Source organism: Burkholderia sp. Bp9004 (genome assembly GCF_003858025.1).
Classification (GTDB): Bacteria; Pseudomonadota; Gammaproteobacteria; order Burkholderiales; family Burkholderiaceae; genus Burkholderia; species Burkholderia diffusa.
On the sequence record NZ_QTQD01000005.1, the window covers coordinates 224,743 to 242,072 of the forward strand.

Here is a 17,330-nt window from a genome sequence, read left to right on the forward strand (position 1 = left end):
GGCCGCCGTGGACGGCGTTGCCGTCAACGTAGCTGCCACTGGTTGCGCAAGACATGGCGTCATGATCGCGTGCCGCGCTCCGGCACGATTGATCTGTATCAACGGACAAATTCCGGTGTCACGGGCGCGACGCGTCGATCAAGTCATCTGACCAATCGTCTTGCGGAATCGCGTGAGCGACAGCAGGAACAGCACGCAGCCGATCGCGAACAGCGCGGCAAACTGGGTCCACACCGCATCGAGCCCGGCGCCGCGATACGGGATGCGCTGCGCGAGCTCGACGAAATGGGTGGTCGGCGCGGCCAGCATGATGTCCTGCACGACGGGCGGCATGCTTTCGCGCGGCGTCAGTCCGCCCGACAGCAGTTGCAGCGGCAGCAGCACGAGGACGAGCAGCATGCCGAACTGCGGCATGCTGCGCACGAGCGTCGCGAGAAAGATCCCCATCGACGTGGTCGCGAACAGGTGCAACGCCATGCCGGCCACGAACAGCGGCACGGACCCGGGAATCGGCACGTGCAGCGCGCCGCCCACGACGAGCGTCAGCGACGCGACTGCCGCCGCCGCGACGACGAGCCCCATCGACCAGACCTTCGCGAGCATGATTTCCGCCGCGGTCACCGGCATGACGAGCAGATGCTCGATCGTGCCGTGCTCGCGCTCGCGAATCAGCGCGGCCCCGGTGAGGATCATCGACAGCATCGTCACGTTGTTGATCAGCTCCATCAGCGCGCCGAACCAGACTTCGTCGAGATTCGGGTTGAAGCGCATCCGCATCGCGAGATCGACGGGCGGCAAGGACGTGCCGCGATGGCGCCGCACGAAGGCATCGATCTCGCCCGCCACGATCTGCTGGACGTAACCGCCGCCGGTGAACGCCTGCGTCATGCGGGTCGCATCGACGTTGAGCTGGACCGTCGCGTGGCGGCCGGCGAGCACGTCGCGCTGGAAGTCGGGCGGAATGTCGAGCGAGAATGTGTAGTCGCCGTTGTCCAGCCCGCGATCGGCCGCGCCGGCGTCGACGATCGGCGGCGGTGCGAATTGCGGCGGGAAGAACGCCGCCGCGATGCGCGCCGACAGCGGCGACGCATCCTCGTCGACGATCGCGATCGGCACCTTGTGCAGCGTTTCCGGGCGGGCGGTGGCGGCGACGTAGATCGACGCGCTGAACGTATAGATGATGAGCGCGAGCAGGATCGGGTCGCGAGCGAGGCTCCACAGTTCCTTGACCCCGAGCCGGAAAACGACGAGCAGGCGGGACATGGTCAGCGCTCCTGCTTGCGCAACAGCACGCCGGTCATGACCAGGATGACCGGCACGGCCGCGAGCATCGGCCAGAACTGGGACGACAGGTCGGCCAGCCCGAGCGCCTTGTTGTAGACGCCGCGGCTGATCGCGAGCATGTAGGTGGCCGGATAGACGGTGCCGATCCACTTGCCGCTGCCCTCGAGCGACGACAGCGGCGTGAGCAGGCCCGAAAACTGCACGACGGGAATCAGCGTGCCGACGATCGTCATGAAGATTGCGGCGATCTGGCTGCGGGTGAACGTCGACGCGAACAGCCCGATGCCGGTGGCCACGACGTTGAATATCAGCACCGCGGCCGCCAGCGTCGCGAAACTGCCCTTGATCCGCACGCCGAACACGACGTCGGCCAGCACGACCATCAGCAGGAAGTTCAACATGGCCAGCATGACGTACGGCGCCTGCTTGCCGAGCAGGAATTCGGCCCGCGTGACGGGTGTCACGTAGAGGTTGACGATCGACCCGAGCTCGCGTTCCCGCACGACGGCGAGCGCGGTCAGCATCGCGGGCAGCATCAGCAGCAGCATCGGCATGATCGCCGGAATCATCGCCGGCAGGCTCTTGACGTCGGGGTTGTAGCGATAGCGGATCGCGATGTCCACGGCCGGGACGAGCGACACGCCGAGCCGGCGCTTCGCCTGGTCGCGCAGCCAGTTTTCGTGCATGCCGGCCACGTAGCCGCGGATCGTTTCCGCGCGCATCGGCATCGCGCCATCGACCCATGCGCCGATCTCCACGCGGCGGCCCCGCGCGACGTCGCGCGCGAAACCGGGCGGGATCTCGAGCGCGAGCGACAGCTGGCCGTTGCGCATGCGGCGCTCGATGTCGCGGTCGTCCGCGAGCGGTGCGCGCGGCACGAAATAGCGGGAACCGGCGAGATTCTGCGCATAGTCCTGGCTCAGGATCGACTGATCGCGGTCGAGCACCGCGAACGTCAGGTTGTCGACGTCGAGACTGATCCCGATGCTGATCACGCACATCAGCACGAGCGAGCCGAACAGCGCCAGCGTCGCGCGCAACGGGTCGCGCCTCAGTTCCAGCACTTCGCGCCACAGATAGCTGCCGGCGCGCGCCGGGCTGAACCATGCGGCCGCATGGCCGGCGCCGGCCGCAGCGGGCGGCGCGGCGAGCCAGCCGGCGTCGGACGGCGCATCGGCCGCCGTGCCGTCCGAACCGCCCGCGCCATCCGCTTTCTGCGCGTCGCTCAGATAGCCGATGAACGCGTCCTCGAGCGTGGCCGCGCCGCGCAGGCGCACCAGTTCCTCGGGCGCGGCGCTCGCGAGCACGCGGCCCGCATGCATCAGCGAGATGCGGTCGCACCGCGCGGCCTCGTTCATGAAGTGCGTCGAGATGAAGATGGTGACGCGATCGTTGCGCGCGAGCTCGATCATCAGCCGCCAGAAGTCGTCCCGCGCGACCGGGTCCACGCCCGACGTCGGCTCGTCCAGGATCAGCAACTCGGGCTTGTGCACCATCGCCACCGCGAGGGACAGCCGCTGCCGCATCCCGAGCGGCAGGCGCTCGGGCAGCGCGTCGAGTGCGTCCGTGAGTCCGAAGCGCGCGATCATTTCGGTCACGCGTGCGGGTACATCCGATTCCGGTACGCCGAACAGGCGCGCGTGCAGCACGAGGTTTTGCCGGACGGTCAGTTCGCCATAGAGCGAAAACCCTTGCGACATGTAGCCGACGCGCCTGCGCGTGTCGATGTCGTTCGCGGTGATCGGCCGGCCGAACAGCGTCGCCGTACCTTCCGACGCGGGCAGCAGGCCGGTGAGCATCTTCATGGTCGTCGACTTGCCGCAGCCGTTGGAGCCGAGAAAGCCGAAGATTTCGCCGCGGCGGATCTGCAGGCTCACGTGGTCGACCGCGACGAAATCGCCGAACCGCATCGTCAGCGCGTCGGCCTCGATCGCGTAGCCGGCCGCCTGATCGGGCTGGAACGGCTCGATCACGACCGGCTGGTGTCCGCGCCGGCGGGCCTCCGGCAGCAACGCGATGAACGCGGCTTCCAGCGTGTCGCAACCGGTGCGTTCGAGCAGCTCGCCGGGGCTGCCGGTTGCCAGCACGCGGCCCGCGTCCATCGCGATCAGCCGGTCGAAACGTCGAGCCTCGTCCATGTACGCGGTGGCGACCAGCACGCTCATCGCCGGGCGGGCGGCGCGAATGCGTCCGATCAGCTCCCAGAACTGCGCGCGCGACAGCGGATCGACGCCGGTCGTCGGTTCGTCCAGGATCAGCAGGTCGGGATCATGGATCAACGCGCAGCACAGGCCGAGTTTCTGCTTCATGCCGCCGGACAGCTTGCCGGCCGGGCGATCCAGGAACGGCTGCAGGCCGGTGCTGCGTGTCAGCGCGTCGATCCGGCGGCGGCGCTCCGCGGCATCGTGGCCGAACAGTCTCGCGAAGAACTGCAGGTTTTCCTCGACCGACAGCGTCGCGTACAGGTTCCGGCCGAGGCCTTGCGGCATGTAGGCGATGCGCCGGCATACGCGTGCGCGATGACGGCGCGACGACAGGTCGCCGTCGAGCGTCCATACGCGGCCCTGCTGGATCGCGCGCGCGCCGGACACGAGCGCGAGCAGGCTCGACTTGCCGACGCCGTCCGGCCCGATCAGCCCGATCATGCAGCCGGCGGGGATGTCGAGGGTCACGTCGTCGAGCGCGTACTTGTCGCCGTAGCGCAGCGAGACGCCGGACAGCCGGGCGACCATGCGCGGATCGGCCGACACCGGCGAACCGTCGATCGATCCCGCATCCGTCTCGACGGGCGTCGTCGCATTCATTGCGGCACCCTGATCGCGAGGCGATCCGGCCAGCCCGCGTGCGGATCGGTCTTCAGCCACGCGACGCCCGGCAACCCGGTCTTCACGAGTTTCAGGTGGCGCTGCAACAGATCGCGATCGATGCGCGCCTTGACCCGGAACATCAGCTTCTGCCGCTCGGTGGCCGTCTCGACCGTCTTCGGCGTGAACTGCGCGGTGCTCGACACATAGGACACGCGCGCGGGAATCACGTATTCCGGTGCCGCATCGAGCACGATCCGCACGTCGGCGCCGAGCGGGACCCGGCCGACGACCGCTTCGGGCAGGAAGAACGTCATGTAGACGTCGGACAGGTCGACGACGTTGAGCACCTTGCCGCCTGCCGGCAGGACTTCGCCCGACTCGGCAATCCGGTACTGGACGCGCCCGTCGCGCGGCGACGTCAGTTCGCTGTCCGAGATGTCGGCCTGCACGCGCGCCACGGTCGCCTGCGCGGCCGTCACGGCCGAGCGCGCCGCGACGAGCTGGGCCCGGGTTGCGTCGACGGCGGCCTGGGCCGCTTCCACCTGGGCGCGTGCGGCGTTCACCGTCGCGCGCAGGCTGCCGGCGCGCGCGCGATCGTCGTCCAGTTCCTGCATCGATGACGCCCCGTCGCGCGACAGCGTTTCGGACCGCGCGAGCCGCCGCGAGGCCGCATCCAGCTCGCTTTCCCGCTGCACGACGACGGCCGCGGCCGCGGCCTTGTCGCTGCGGCGCTGCGCGACCTGCGCGTCGATGCTTGCCGCGGTGTTCACCGCCTGCTGCTCCCGCGCCCGTGCCTCGTCGAGCTGCGCCTGCAGCACGACGACGTCCATGCGGGCGAGCGGCTGGCCGGCCGTCACGAAGTCGCCTTCGTCGACGAGCATGGCGGTGACGCGTCCCGGCAGCTTGGTCGCGACGTCGATTTCGGTCGCCTCGATGCGGCCGTTGCCGCTGACGAGCCCCGCATCCGTCTGGCCGTCGCGCCAGCGCGTCCACCCGTAGTACGCGAGGCCGATCGCGAGCACGGCCGCACCGACACCGATCAGAAGAGGGCGCGGGATGGTTTTCATGGTGTGTTGTCCGAGTCTGTCGAAAGGGGAACCGTTGCCGCGGCGGTCTTGCCGGTGTCGATCACGCCGCCGCCGAGCGCGCCGTACAGCGCGACGCGGCTCGAGAGCAGCGCACGACGGGTCATGACCAGCTGCTGCTCGGCGTTCATCAGGTCCCGTTGCGCATCGAGCACTTCGAGGAAGCGGGTCGCCCCGCTGTCGTAGCGCAGCTTCGCGAGGCGTGCGCGCTCGGCCTGCGACGCCAGCGTGGCGCGCTCGATGGCGACCTGATCGGCCAGCCAGTGGCGCGCCGCGAGCGCATCGGACACGTCACGGAACGCGCGCTGCAGCGTCTTCTCGTACTGCGCGAGCGCCTCGTCGCGTTGCGCGTGCGAGAGCGCGAGATTCGACCGATTGCGGCCGCCGTCGACGAGCGGCAGCGTGACGTTGGGAATCACCGACCACACGCCCGCTCCGGACGACAGCAGGTCATGCAGCGCGCTGCTTCCCGAACCGATCGCGCTCGTCAATGCGATGCGCGGAAAGAATGCCGCGCGCGCCGCGCCGATGTTCGCGCGGGTCGCCTCGAGTTCATGCTCCGCCGCGATCACGTCCGGACGCCGGGTCAGCAGCGACGAAGGCAGGCCGGGGGCGAGCGACGGCAGCACCGCACCGTCGTTCAGCGCGAGCGGCGTGGCGGCCAGCGCGGGCGGCGCACCGACGAGCAACGCCAGCGCATCGGCCGCCGCCGCGCGGGCTTGCTGCAACTGGACGCCGAGCGATTCCGCCTGCTGCAGCAGGATCTCCGATTGCGTCAGGTCGAGGCGCGAGATCGCGCCGGCCGCGTGACGGAGCCGGAAAATCCGCAGCGATTCTCGGCGTGTGTCGATCGTCGCGCGGGTCAGCGCGATGCGTTCGTCGATCTCGCACAGCGTCAGATACGCGTCCGCTACGCCGGTGACGACGCTCAGCGTCACCGCCTGCCGGGCCGCATCACTCGCGAGGTAGCGCTGGAGCGCCGCTGCTTTCAGGTTGCGCACGCGGCCCCAGAAATCGATCTCCCATTGCGTCTCGGCCAGCTGGACTTCATAGACCTGGCCGATGACGGGCGCCGGGGAGAGGAAGCCGCCCGGCGTGCGAAACCGTGCATAGGCCGCGCCCGCACCGATCGTCGGCCATTGATCCGCGCTGCGGATGCCGTAGACCGCGCGAGCCTGCTCGACGCGTGCAACCGCCGCGCGCAGATCCCGGTTGTTGGCGAGCGCCTGCCCGATCAACGCGCGCAGGCGCGCGTCGACGAAGTAAGCCTGCCACTCGGGCACGGGCGCCGCCGCTGTCGCGTCGGCGGAAGGATCCGGAAAGGATGCGGGAATCGGCGCGACCGGACGCTCGTCCGGTGGCGCAAGCGACAGGCAGCCCGACAGCAGCCCCATGCCCGCCGCGAGCGCAATGGCACGCAGGCGCCGCATGGCGGCAGGATGAAAGCGAACGGGAGGCGCGGCAGCGCGCATGGGATGCCTCGTCGAATACGAAAATGCAGGAATACGGGATGGCGCAGCCCTCCAGGCGTCGCCGATTCGGATTCACTTATATCCGACGAATGCCGGGTTTCCCCTTGATCTGTGTCACTTGGGCGGGAATGCGTTTCGAGCGGCCCCTCGCTTGACGCGCGGGTCGCCGCGTGCCTCGGCCGGTTTCGTGATGGCGTGCCGGACGGAACCACGCGGTGCCCGTCACGGGCGGTCGCCCGGCCTGAGATTGAGCAGCACGACGAACGCGAGGATGCTGGAGATCAGCGTGACGATCGAGTACCTGAACACCTCCTCGTCGAACAGCATCCCGTGAACGATGCCGACCAGCGACGCAATCGCGATGAACACGCTGAGCGTCGCGAGCATGATGCGGTACTGCTTGTGGATCATGACGGTCTCCCGGAAAGCGATGGACGTCGACGGTCATACGAATGCGAAACGTTCGTGTTGCTGCGGTTTTGGCGACGTCTGCGGATTCATGATCGCGTCGCGCCTCGTCGCGCGGTTGATCTGCGTCAACGGGCAAACCGGCCATCGCCTGCCCGCCAGACTCTGCCGCCAGCCGGCCTTTGATTGATCCTCGTCAAGCCGCCGGCGCGGCCGTGCGCGATGCTGAACACGGTGTCGCACGCATTCGCTCGCGAGCTTTGCGGCCGGCACGGGCCGACGGGAGACCGACATGAAGTCCGACGCAGTACTCAAGCAGGATGTCGAGCAGGCGTTGTTCTGGAATCCGGCGATCGACGCGCGCCGGATCGACGTCGAGGTCCGCGACCGGATCGTGACGTTGCGCGGCACGGTCGACAGCTGGGCCCAGAAGCTCGAGGCGCAGAAAACGGCACTGCACATCGCCGATGCGCGTGCGCTGGTGCTCGAGCTGAATGTCGCCCCGCCGGAGAACGCCTGCGCGGACCAGGAACTGGCGATCGCGATCACGTTCGCGCTCGGATGGCAGGATGCGCTGCGCGATCACAAGATCGGCGTCGAGGTCGATCACGGCTGCGTGACGCTCGACGGCGAAGTCGATCATGCGTATCAGAGCCGGGCGGCGGAAGCGATGGTGAGCCGGATGATCGGCGTCGTCGGCGTGGCGAACCGCATCCGGGTGCGCGCCGACCATACGGTGCCGGACGTCGGCGTCCGGATCGCCGAGGCGCTTGCGCGTCGTGCGCAGCGCGAAACCGCGGGAATTTCGATCGACGCAACCGACGGCATCGTCACGCTGACGGGCACGGTCGCGTCGCTGGCCGAAAAGCGCGCCGCATGCGGCGCGGCCGGGTCGGTGAAGGGGGTCCGGCAGGTCGTCGACCGGCTGACCGTTTCCTGACCCGCTTGCACGTGCTGTCTACTACCAGGAGAAACAGCGATGAACCGTTCGCATACCGGCCCCGGCCGAAACCATCTGCGCCGCGACAAGCGCATGCAGCCGCATACGAAGGACAGTTACCGTGATCCGAAGCGGCCGACAGGCGACCACATCTGCGAAGGCTGCGGCGCGGTCTGCGAGGCGGGCCGCTGGACCTGGTCCGCGACCACGCTCGACCGGCGCCAGCTCGAATGCCCGGCCTGCAAGCGCATGCGGGAAAACGTGCCAGCGGGCGAGCTGGTGTTGAACGGCGAGTATCTGCGCGCGCACCAGTCGACGATTCTAGAGTTGCTGGAGCGTCAGGCCGATCTGGAGACGAGCGAGCACGCGCTCGAACGCATCATGGACATCGAGAAATCCGCCGATTCGCTCATCGTTCGAACGACGGGCATGCATATGGTCCGCCGCCTCGGCGAAGCGTTGCTGCACGCGCACCACGGCGATCTCAAGATCAACTATCGCGACGGCGAGGACGTGCTGCGAGCGCACTGGAAGCGCGACGACGCGTGAGCGTGTGGTAGTCCACCGGTCAGGTTCGATCCCATGAAAAAAGCATTCGACTACTCCGGGCTGCTGATCCCGATCGCGTTCGCCGTGCTGGTGGCGGTTCAACTGCTGGCGCGCCAGCCGGCGGCGACGTCGATTTCCTACAGCGATTTTCACCACCTGGTGGACGCACGGCTCGTCGACGATCTCGAGATCGGCCAATCGTCGATCTCTGGCACGCTGCGCATGCCGGCGGCCGGCGCCGCGCTGCCCGCGTCCGACGCGGCCGAGGTGAAGGAAGCCGGCCCGCCGTGGCGCTTCACGACGAATCGGGTGAGCGACGAAGGCCTGGTCGCCACGCTGACGACTGCCGGGATTCGCTACCGCGGCGCGACGGATACGGGCTGGATCGGGACGCTCGCGTCATGGATATTCCCGTTGATCGGCTTCGTCCTGATCTGGAATTTCATGATGCGAAGGCCGGGCGGGATGAGGGACCTGAGCGGCATGGGCAAAAGCCGCGCCCGCGTGTACGTGCAGAAGGAAACCGGCATCACGTTCGACGATATCGCGGGCATCGACGAGGCGAAGGCCGAGTTGCAGCAGATCGTCGCGTTCCTGCGCAACCCCGAACGCTACCAGCGGCTCGGCGGCAAGATCCCGAAGGGCGTGCTGATCGTCGGTGCGCCCGGTACCGGCAAGACGCTGCTGGCCCGTGCGGTCGCCGGCGAGGCCGCGGTGCCGTTCTTCACGATCAGCGGCTCGGCGTTCGTCGAGATGTTCGTCGGCGTCGGCGCGGCGCGTGTGCGCGATCTCTTCGAGCAGGCCCAGCAGAGCGCGCCGTGCATCGTGTTCATCGACGAGCTCGATGCGCTCGGCAAGGCGCGCGGTGTCGGCCTGATGTCGGGCAACGACGAGCGCGAGCAGACGCTGAACCAGTTGCTCGTCGAGATGGACGGCTTTCAGGCCAATTCGGGCGTCATCATCATGGCCGCGACCAACCGGCCGGAGATCCTGGATCCCGCGCTGCTGCGCCCCGGGCGTTTCGACCGTCACATCGCGATCGACCGGCCGGACCTGATCGGGCGCAAGCAGATCCTGGCCGTGCATACGAAGCACGTGAAGCTCGCGCCGGAAGTCGACCTGGCCGAGCTCGCGCAGCGCACGCCGGGCTTCGTCGGCGCCGATCTCGCGAATGTCGTCAACGAAGCCGCGTTGCGTGCGGCCGAACTGGGCAAGCCCGCGATCGGGATGGCCGATTTCGACGAAGCCATCGATCGCGCGATGACCGGCATGGAGCGCAAGAGCCGCGTGATGAACGAACAGGAAAAGCGGACCATCGCGTACCACGAGTCGGGGCATGCGCTCGTCGCGCAAAGCCGCGCGCACTGCGATCCCGTGAAGAAGGTGTCGATCATCCCGCGCGGAATCGCGGCGCTAGGTTACACACAGCAGGTACCGACCGAGGATCGCTACGTGCTGCGCCGGAGCGAATTGCTTGACCGGCTCGACGTATTGCTCGGCGGACGCGTGGCCGAGGAGATCATATTCGGCGACGTGTCGACCGGCGCGCAGAACGATCTCGAACGGGCGACCGCGCTGGCGCGTCACATGGTGATGCAATACGGAATGAGCGAGAAGGTGGGCCTCGTGACGCTCGACGATGGCGCACGCCAGGGCGCGGCGCCGGGCGTGTGGACGCCGGGCGACGGTCACTGCAGCGAGCACACGGCGCAACTGATCGACGAAGAGGTGCGCGCGCTGCTCGAGGATGCGCATGCGCGGGTCACGGTAACGCTCGGCGAGCAGCGCGATGCGCTCGAACGGATCGCGCGCAGCTTGCTGCAGCACGAATCGATCGATCACGACATGCTGGTGGCGCTCATCGCGCCGGCGGACGATGCCGGCGACACACCCCGGCCGGCGGAAACCGACTCGGAAACGACCACGGGCGTCTCCGCCTGAAGGAACGACCGCCGCGATCGCACCGGACGCCTGCCGTCGGCTATCGTTCAACAACCGATGCAGACAGGGCCGTCGCGCCGCGCGTGCGCCGCGTCATCGGTCACGACCGACGCGAGCCGCGGATCGGGCCGGAAAACCGTGATGCCCTTGAGCCCGTCGCGCCACGCCTGGAAGAACAACGCGTCGACCTCCGCGAGCGAACACTGGCCGGGCATCGTCACGGTCTTCGAGATGCCGGCGTCGACACACGGCTGCAGCGCCGCGAGCATCGCGACATGATCCTCCGGCGCGATGTCCGCGGCCGTGACGAAACAGCCCGGCAGCTTGACGCTCTCGCCATGCAGCTCGCGGAACAGCCGGTAAGCGTGATTCTCCGCACGAAACGACCGGACCTGCCCGTCGGCGGTGCGGACCATGCGACGCTGCGTCCAGCCGACGGCCGGCTCGATCCCGTTCGAACAGTTGTCGCAGAACGCGAGGCTCACGCTGCCGGCCGGCGCGAACGACAGCAGATGGCTGTTGCGCAGCCCGTGCCGCGTGATCGCGTGATGCACCTTCAGCGGCAACAGCGTGCGATATGCGGGGCCGGTCAGATAGGCGGCCGGGTCGTAGGCCGGAAACACGCCGCGCTCGGCTGCAAGCGCGGCCGATGCGGCAAACGCATGCTCGCGCATCGTCAGCACGATCCCGCGTGCGAGCGTGCGTGCCTCCACGCTGTCGTAGCGCAGCCGCAGCATCGTCAGCGCGTCGGCCAGCCCGGTCACGCCGACCCCGATGCGCCGTGTCCGCCGCGCCTCGTGCTCGTGCGCGGCGAGCGGCCATGCGGTCAGGTCGAGCACGTTGTCGAGCATGCGGACCTGGATGCGCACCGCGTCGGCGAGTGTCGCGAAGTCGAAGCGCGGCTTCCTGTCGACACCGAACGGATGTAGAACGAACCGCGACAGGTCGATCGGCCCGAGCACACAGCTGCCGTACGACGGCAGCGGCTGTTCGCCGCACGGGTTCGTCGCGTCGATCCGCTCGTGCTCGCGCAGCGGATTCGCGTCGCGGATCGTGTCGAGGAACAGCAGCCCGGGTTCGGCGCTGTCGCGCGCGGCGTTGACGATCTCGTGCCAGAGCGTGCGGGCCTGAACCGTCGCGTAAAGGTAACGTCCGTCCGGCCGCCGGGGCGGTGTGCCGGATACGTAGCCTGGCGGTGCGTGATGGACGAGCGCCCATGGCAGGTCGTGCCGGACCGCCTGCATGAATGCGTCCGTGACGCCGACCGACAGGTTGAACGTCGGCCAGCGCGAGCGCCCGCGCTTGGCCGCGACGAATGCGACGAGGTCCGGATGGTCGCAGCGCAGCACACCCATTTGTGCGCCCCGGCGCGGGCCGGAAAACGGCAGCGCCCGGCACATCGTATCGAAGCGGTCAATCGCCGCGCATGCGCCGCGCCCGGATGACAGGCGCCGTTCGTACGCGTCGGCGGGCGGCACCGGCGAGAAGTCGTAGCCAATGCCGCCGCCCATCGCCAGCGTGACCCGTGCGTCGTCGAGCGCATGCGCGAGCGCTGCGTCGAGGTCATGAACGGGCGTGTCGGCCGGAATCGCGAGCGGATGGACGAAGCAATTGATCATCGTGCCGCCGGTATGCGCGCCGGCATTCGCGAGGATGCGGCCCGCGCCGATCGCGCCACGCTGCAGGTTCACGAAAAACGCGCGCTCCACCTGTGCACGGAGCTCGGCCGGCTCGGCGAGCGACAGTGCACGGGCGACGCGATGGAAAACGGCCGCGCGAGACGTCTCGCCGGGCTGCGCGTAGCGTTCGGCAAACACGGTGGTGCAAAGCGGCTGCTCGTCCATGACGGGGCTCGGCGACGATGAATGACTCACTGTAGGAGCCTGCCCGAACGTGTCGTTGATCGAGCGCAACCGTGTCCCTTCGCGACATCGCTTGACGGCGGTCAACGCCTTAACCGGCGTCGAACGTAAGGTGGAGCCACGGCCGGCACGCGGCGGTTGCCGCGAATCGCCGCGCCGTCGCGCCAGCCATCGACTGCGAACCACGCACATGACCGATATCGTTACCGTTACCTTGAATCCAGCCGTCGATGTCGCGACGTCCGTCGAGCACATCGTCGATACGCACAAGCTGCGCTGCGCACGCCCGCGGCGTGACCCCGGCGGCGGCGGGATCAACGTCGCCCGAACCATTCACCGCCTCGGGGGCGACTGCGTCGCGCTGTACCTGGCAGGCGGCCCGACCGGCGACGTATTGACGCTGCTGCTGGAAGCCGAGCGCCTGCCGGCCGTGCGCATCAGGATCGCCGGCGAGACGCGAGAGAACGTCTGCGTGACCGAGACCGCGACCGGGCGCGAATACCGGTTTCTGATGCCGGGGCCGTTGGTCACAGAGGCCGAGTGGCGCGACTGCGCAGCCCGCATCGACGCCATGCAACCTGCGCCGCGCTATCTCGTGCTGAGCGGCAGCCTGCCGCCCGGCGCGCCCGACGACCTCTATGCAACGCTCGCGCGGACGGCCCGGGCAAGGGGCAGCCGGGTCGTGGTCGATGCGGCGGGCCGGGCGCTGCAAGCGGCCCTCGAGGCCGGTGTTCATCTCGTGAAGCCCAGTCTCGGCGAACTGAGTGCGCTGGCGGGCGAACCGCTCGACGACACGTCGGCATGCCGGAAGGCGAGCGAACTCGTGGCGCGCGGGCAAGCCGACATCGTCGCGTTGACGCTCGGTGCGCGCGGCGCATGGGTCGTCACGCGCGACGGCGCGCTGCGCCTGCCCGGCAGGCCGGCAGCGGTGTGCAGCACGGTCGGCGCCGGCGACAGTTTCGTCGGCGGCATGGTCTGGGCGCTGGCGCGCGGCGTGCCGTTCGACGAAGCGTGCCGCTATGCGCTGGCGGCATCGGCTGCGTCGGTCGAGCACCCGGGCACGGCGCTGTGCACGCGCGACGACGTCGAACGGATTCATGCCGAACTGGTTGCGCAGGCAAGCTGACGACCAGGTGGCCTGACGCACGCACGATCGCGTCCCCGTACGATCAATCGTTGATCTGGCTCAGCGGTTTTCGCGCCGCGATCGCGAAAAATGGGGCAGCCATTCCACGAGATCTTCCATGGCCTTTCGCCTGCTCGCCTGCCTGCTCCTGTTGTCGTGCGTGCCGCCGGTTTCGTCCGCCGACGTCGCGACCGTCGATTCGCCATCTCAGCGTGTGCTGATCCTGGTCTACCACCGGTTCGCCACCGCGCGACTGGATTCGATGACGGTCCGTACCGAAACGTTCCGCCACCAGTTGCAGGCGATCGAGGCGAACGGCTACCGCATCGTGCCGCTCGCCGACGTCGTGCGCTGGCACGGCGGCCAGGCCGATGCCGTGCCGGCGCGAGCGGTCGCGATCACCGTCGACGACGGCCATCGCTCCGTCTACGACGTGCTGCGCCCATTGCTGGCCGCACATCCCATGCCGGTCACGCTGTTCATCTATCCCTCGGCTATTTCCAACGCCAGCTATGCGATGACATGGGACCAGTTGCGCATGCTCGGGCAGTCCGGCGGGTTCGACATCGAGTCCCACACGTACTGGCATCCGAATTTCCGCACCGAACGCGCCCGGCTCACGGCGGACGACTATCTGCGCTTCGTGTCGTTCCAGTTGAGCCGGTCCCGCGAACGGCTCGAGTCCGAAACCGGCCAGCCGATCCGGATGCTGGCTTGGCCGTTCGGCGTCCATGATGCGCAGACCGACCAGTTGGCCGCTCGCGAGGGCTACATCGCGGCATTCACGCTCGATGCGCGCCCCGTGCGCATCACCGACCCGGCAATGGCGCTGCCACGCTATTTGATTACGGACGCCTGCGACACACGATGCATGAACGGATTGCTGAGAACCGCCGGGGGAAGTCATGATTGAACGCCTGATCGCCTGTCTGCTCGTGTCGCTCGCCGGATTCGCCGCCCACGCGGCGCCCGTCACGATCACCGTCGTCGATGCGACGAACGGGCGCCCGCTGGCCGGCGCGATCGGCCATGCGTCGGGCGCGAACCGTACCGCGAATCGAGATGGCGCGTTTTCACTGGAGATCGACGCGGCGGTTACACGCCTGAGCGTGCGTGCGCCGGGCTACGCGCGAACCGAAGTCACACTGGCACCCGCCGTGGGCGCACAAACGATCCGCATGACCCCGATGCGTCCGAAAGCCGTCTATCTGTCCGCTTACGGCGTCGCGGACCGCACGCTGCGCGAGGCGGCGCTGTCACTTCAGGACAAGACGGCGATCAACGCGCTCGTCATCGACGTGAAGGGCGACAGCGGCGTGACACCATATCGCAGCCTGGCGCGTGAGATCTCCGGTGCCGCGAGCAATGTCGCCGGTGCCATCGTTCGTCCGCCCGATCTGCCGGATCTGCTGCGGACGTTCCACGCGCGCGGTCTCTACCTGATTGCCCGCATCGTCGTGTTCAAGGACGACCCGCTGGCTCGCGCTCACCCCGAGTGGGCCGTGCGCGATGCGGCCGGCGAGATCTGGCAGGACCGCGAGCATCAGCGCTGGATCGACCCGACGTCGCGCGCGGCCTGGCAACACAACTACGACGTCGCGGAAGAGGCCGCCCGCATGGGTTTCGACGAAATCCAGTTCGACTACCTGCGTTTTCCCGACGCCAACGGCCTTCGGTTCGCCGAGCCCAATACCGAGGCCAACCGGGTCGCGGCGATCACCGGATTCCTGATCGGTGCGCGGGAACGGCTGCGTCCGTACAACCTCTACGTGTCGGCGGACATTTTCGGGTACGTCTGCTGGAACAGCGACGACACCTCGATCGGGCAGCGGCTCGATGCGCTCGGACCGGTCGTCGACTATGTGTCGCCGATGCTCTATCCATCGGGCTTTACGTGGGGCTTGCCCGGCTGCCGGAAGCCCACCGAACATTCCGGCGAGATCGTCGCACGGTCGCTGGCCGAGGCGAAGCGCCGGACCGGACTGGACGGTGTCCGGTTTCGGCCGTGGCTCCAGGCGTTTCGCGACTATGCGTTCGATCGCCGGCCGTTCGATGCCGACGAGATCCGCGCACAGGTCGATGCGGCCGATGCGGCGGGCACGGACGGCTGGATGCTGTGGAATCCGCGCAATCGCTACGATCCTGCCGCGTTGCCGCGCTGAGCGGCAGGTGCGGACGGGCGCGAACGTGCAGGAGTCGAATCGATCATGCCGTGGAATGACGAGCGTTATCCGCCCTCGATGCGGAATCTGCCGCCGCCGGTTCGCGGCAAGGCGATCGAGATTGCCAACGCGCTGCTGCGGCAGGGGCGCACCGAGGGCAGCGCGATCCGCATTGCGATCGCGCAGGCGAAACGGTGGGGGCGTGCGCGTGCCGTCTTTCGTGGTCGCGGGTGATGGTCAAGTCGACGAATGACTGAGCGACGGCCCTGCCGTCGATATTAGGCCGAATACCGTGCCGGGCATTCGCGCCCGGCCATCGCCGGATGCAGTCGCGCGGCCAGAACGCACGCCATCAGCATGACGGCGACCGCGATGCCGTGCGCCGGGTTGCGCAGACACGACGCGACCTGCTCGCTTCTCCCCACACCGAACAGGCACCACAGGCAGAAATGCTCGCAGTTGTTCGTGAGCAGCCGGTATTGGCATTCGCCAAGGCGCGAGGCCGCGCGGCGCGCGGCTTCCGTTCCGTCGTACAGCGTGCGCGCGTGGCGAATGACCGCGAACCCGAAGCCGGCACGGAAACCGTCCAGGGTGACGACCTCGACCGGTCCGACGCTCGCATGGCGTGACCATCCCGCGTAGTGAATCACGTTGCCGTCGCCGATGTAGATCCCGTGATGGAGATAGCCGGGGCGGCGGGTCACGAGGTGGGCACCGACCGGCGGTTCGCCATCCAGCGTGGCGTCGTCGGCGTGCGCTGCGGTCGAATCGATCATCGCGAGCTCCTCGGTCCTGCGGCGGCGGGGCGGAAGCGTCACGCGCCGGCCGCGAAAGACGTTGCGTCCTGTCACGTCTCCAGTATTGACAGTGAAGCCGCACGGGACAATCAGCGTGGCCTGAACTTGCTGTCCGACATCGGGCCGCCGTGTCGGAAATTTCCGACGGGGCATGCAATATCGGCTGACAGCCGTCACGGACGATTGCGCCGTCGGTATCCCGCTCCCCCTGTTTTCAGCCGTGCCGCACGGGCAGATGAGGCGCGATGACTACTCGTTCGGCTTCGACAGGCGCGCACTTGACTTGAGTCAACGGGAAATCGACGTTCCGCGCGACGCTGACATCGTCGTCGACACCAATGCGCGACGTCACCGCACGCAGCCCGTTCCGCGACCGGACGGGCGGCATCGCAGCCATGCGTGCTCAATCAGGAGAGTGAAGATGTGGACCGGAACCGTGAAGATGCTGCTGGCAGCCTGTCTGCTGAACATCGGTGCGAACGTGCTGGCTCAAACGTCGACCGAGCCGATCGTGCGCAACGGTGTCGCTTATATCACCGGCGGAATCGGCCAGGACGAGGTCACTGCATTTCGCGATGTCGCGCCTCGCTACAACCTGAGGATCACGTTCGCATCGAAGAGGGGCCATTATCTTTCCGATGTCGATGTCACGCTGTCGTCCGGCAAGTCGACGATTCTCGACGCACGCACGATGGGCCCGTTCCTGTTCGCGCGCGTGCCGCCGGGGCGATATACCGTGTCCGCGCACGACAGGGCCGTTCAGGAAGTCCGGCACGTCGTCGTACCCGCGCGCGGCGCCGTCGATGTGCGCTTTTACTGGCACGACCCCGAACGACAGGGCGCGATACGTCTGTGTGGCGAATGTTCCGGATCGCAGGAGCAACCGGCCCGCTAGCC

16 protein-coding genes are annotated in these 17,330 nt (G+C 68.0%); 9 read left to right on the forward strand and 7 right to left on the reverse strand.

Translation table 11 applies throughout. The features are described from left to right. Positions 1-138: 138 nt before the first annotated feature. From DIE08_RS08790 to DIE08_RS08810, 5 genes are all read right to left on the reverse strand, one after another. Complete coding sequence (locus tag DIE08_RS08790) at positions 139-1,263, reverse strand: ABC transporter permease (protein WP_124901630.1); 1,125 nt, start codon at positions 1,261-1,263, stop codon at positions 139-141. A gap of 2 nt (positions 1,264-1,265) precedes the next feature. After that, on the reverse strand, positions 1,266-4,088 hold the full coding sequence (gene rbbA, locus DIE08_RS08795) for a ribosome-associated ATPase/putative transporter RbbA (RefSeq protein ID WP_124901631.1): 2,823 nt from the start codon (positions 4,086-4,088) through the stop codon (positions 1,266-1,268). Continuing rightward, on the reverse strand, positions 4,085-5,158 hold the full coding sequence (locus DIE08_RS08800) for an HlyD family secretion protein (RefSeq protein ID WP_124901632.1): 1,074 nt from the start codon (positions 5,156-5,158) through the stop codon (positions 4,085-4,087). The genes rbbA and DIE08_RS08800 overlap by 4 nt, the downstream gene beginning before the upstream one ends. Beyond that, the gene (locus tag DIE08_RS08805) at positions 5,155-6,648 is read right to left on the reverse strand and encodes an efflux transporter outer membrane subunit (RefSeq protein ID WP_124901633.1); all 1,494 of its coding nucleotides are present in this window, start codon (positions 6,646-6,648) and stop codon (positions 5,155-5,157) included. The genes DIE08_RS08800 and DIE08_RS08805 overlap by 4 nt, the downstream gene beginning before the upstream one ends. A gap of 222 nt (positions 6,649-6,870) precedes the next feature. Beyond that, positions 6,871-7,059, reverse strand: a complete 189-nt coding sequence (locus DIE08_RS08810; protein ID WP_059602737.1) for a DUF2964 family protein — start codon at positions 7,057-7,059, stop codon at positions 6,871-6,873. Positions 7,060-7,078: 19 nt separating this feature from the next. Between DIE08_RS08810 and DIE08_RS35570 the strand changes: the two genes are divergently transcribed. The 4 genes from DIE08_RS35570 (at position 7,079) to ftsH (ending at position 10,486) form a co-directional block, all read left to right on the forward strand. Next, positions 7,079-7,246 carry a hypothetical protein gene (locus DIE08_RS35570; protein ID WP_185715838.1) on the forward strand — a complete coding sequence of 56 codons (168 nt, stop codon included), beginning with the start codon at positions 7,079-7,081 and terminating at the stop codon, positions 7,244-7,246. Between the two features lie 102 nt (positions 7,247-7,348). After that, positions 7,349-7,996, forward strand: a complete 648-nt coding sequence (locus DIE08_RS08815) for a BON domain-containing protein (protein ID WP_124901634.1) — start codon at positions 7,349-7,351, stop codon at positions 7,994-7,996. A 39-nt stretch (positions 7,997-8,035) separates the two neighbouring features. Continuing rightward, complete coding sequence (locus DIE08_RS08820; RefSeq protein WP_124901635.1) at positions 8,036-8,545, forward strand: BCAM0308 family protein; 510 nt, start codon at positions 8,036-8,038, stop codon at positions 8,543-8,545. Between the two features lie 33 nt (positions 8,546-8,578). Then, a complete protein-coding gene (gene ftsH, locus DIE08_RS08825; RefSeq protein ID WP_124901636.1) occupies positions 8,579-10,486 on the forward strand; it encodes an ATP-dependent zinc metalloprotease FtsH in 1,908 nt (635 codons plus the stop codon). A gap of 47 nt (positions 10,487-10,533) precedes the next feature. On the opposite strand, the gene DIE08_RS08830 is transcribed toward ftsH, so the two are convergent. After that, positions 10,534-12,330: an adenosylcobalamin-dependent ribonucleoside-diphosphate reductase gene (locus DIE08_RS08830; RefSeq protein WP_124901637.1), complete on the reverse strand. Its 1,797-nt coding sequence runs from the start codon at positions 12,328-12,330 to the stop codon at positions 10,534-10,536. A 208-nt stretch (positions 12,331-12,538) separates the two neighbouring features. Between DIE08_RS08830 and DIE08_RS08835 the strand changes: the two genes are divergently transcribed. The 4 genes from DIE08_RS08835 to DIE08_RS08850 all read left to right on the forward strand — a co-directional run bounded on the left by DIE08_RS08835 (position 12,539) and on the right by DIE08_RS08850 (position 15,870). Beyond that, complete coding sequence (locus tag DIE08_RS08835) at positions 12,539-13,474, forward strand: 1-phosphofructokinase family hexose kinase (RefSeq protein ID WP_124625222.1); 936 nt, start codon at positions 12,539-12,541, stop codon at positions 13,472-13,474. Between the two features lie 118 nt (positions 13,475-13,592). Beyond that, positions 13,593-14,387 (forward strand): polysaccharide deacetylase family protein, encoded by a 795-nt coding sequence (locus DIE08_RS08840; RefSeq protein WP_124901638.1) that lies wholly within the window; start codon positions 13,593-13,595, stop codon positions 14,385-14,387. After that, complete coding sequence (locus DIE08_RS08845; protein ID WP_124901639.1) at positions 14,380-15,636, forward strand: putative glycoside hydrolase; 1,257 nt, start codon at positions 14,380-14,382, stop codon at positions 15,634-15,636. Before DIE08_RS08840 ends, DIE08_RS08845 begins: the two co-directional genes overlap by 8 nt. A gap of 45 nt (positions 15,637-15,681) precedes the next feature. Beyond that, positions 15,682-15,870: a hypothetical protein gene (locus DIE08_RS08850; protein WP_124901640.1), complete on the forward strand. Its 189-nt coding sequence runs from the start codon at positions 15,682-15,684 to the stop codon at positions 15,868-15,870. A gap of 44 nt (positions 15,871-15,914) precedes the next feature. Here the strand turns inward: DIE08_RS08850 and DIE08_RS08855 are convergent, their stop codons facing one another. Next, positions 15,915-16,412: a lecithin retinol acyltransferase family protein gene (locus DIE08_RS08855; RefSeq protein WP_124901675.1), complete on the reverse strand. Its 498-nt coding sequence runs from the start codon at positions 16,410-16,412 to the stop codon at positions 15,915-15,917. Positions 16,413-16,854: 442 nt separating this feature from the next. On the opposite strand from DIE08_RS08855, the gene DIE08_RS08865 reads away from it, so the two are divergent. Next, entirely contained in the window at positions 16,855-17,328 is a 474-nt protein-coding gene (locus DIE08_RS08865) for a carboxypeptidase regulatory-like domain-containing protein (RefSeq protein ID WP_124625208.1), read from the forward strand. Positions 17,329-17,330: the final 2 nt, after the last annotated feature.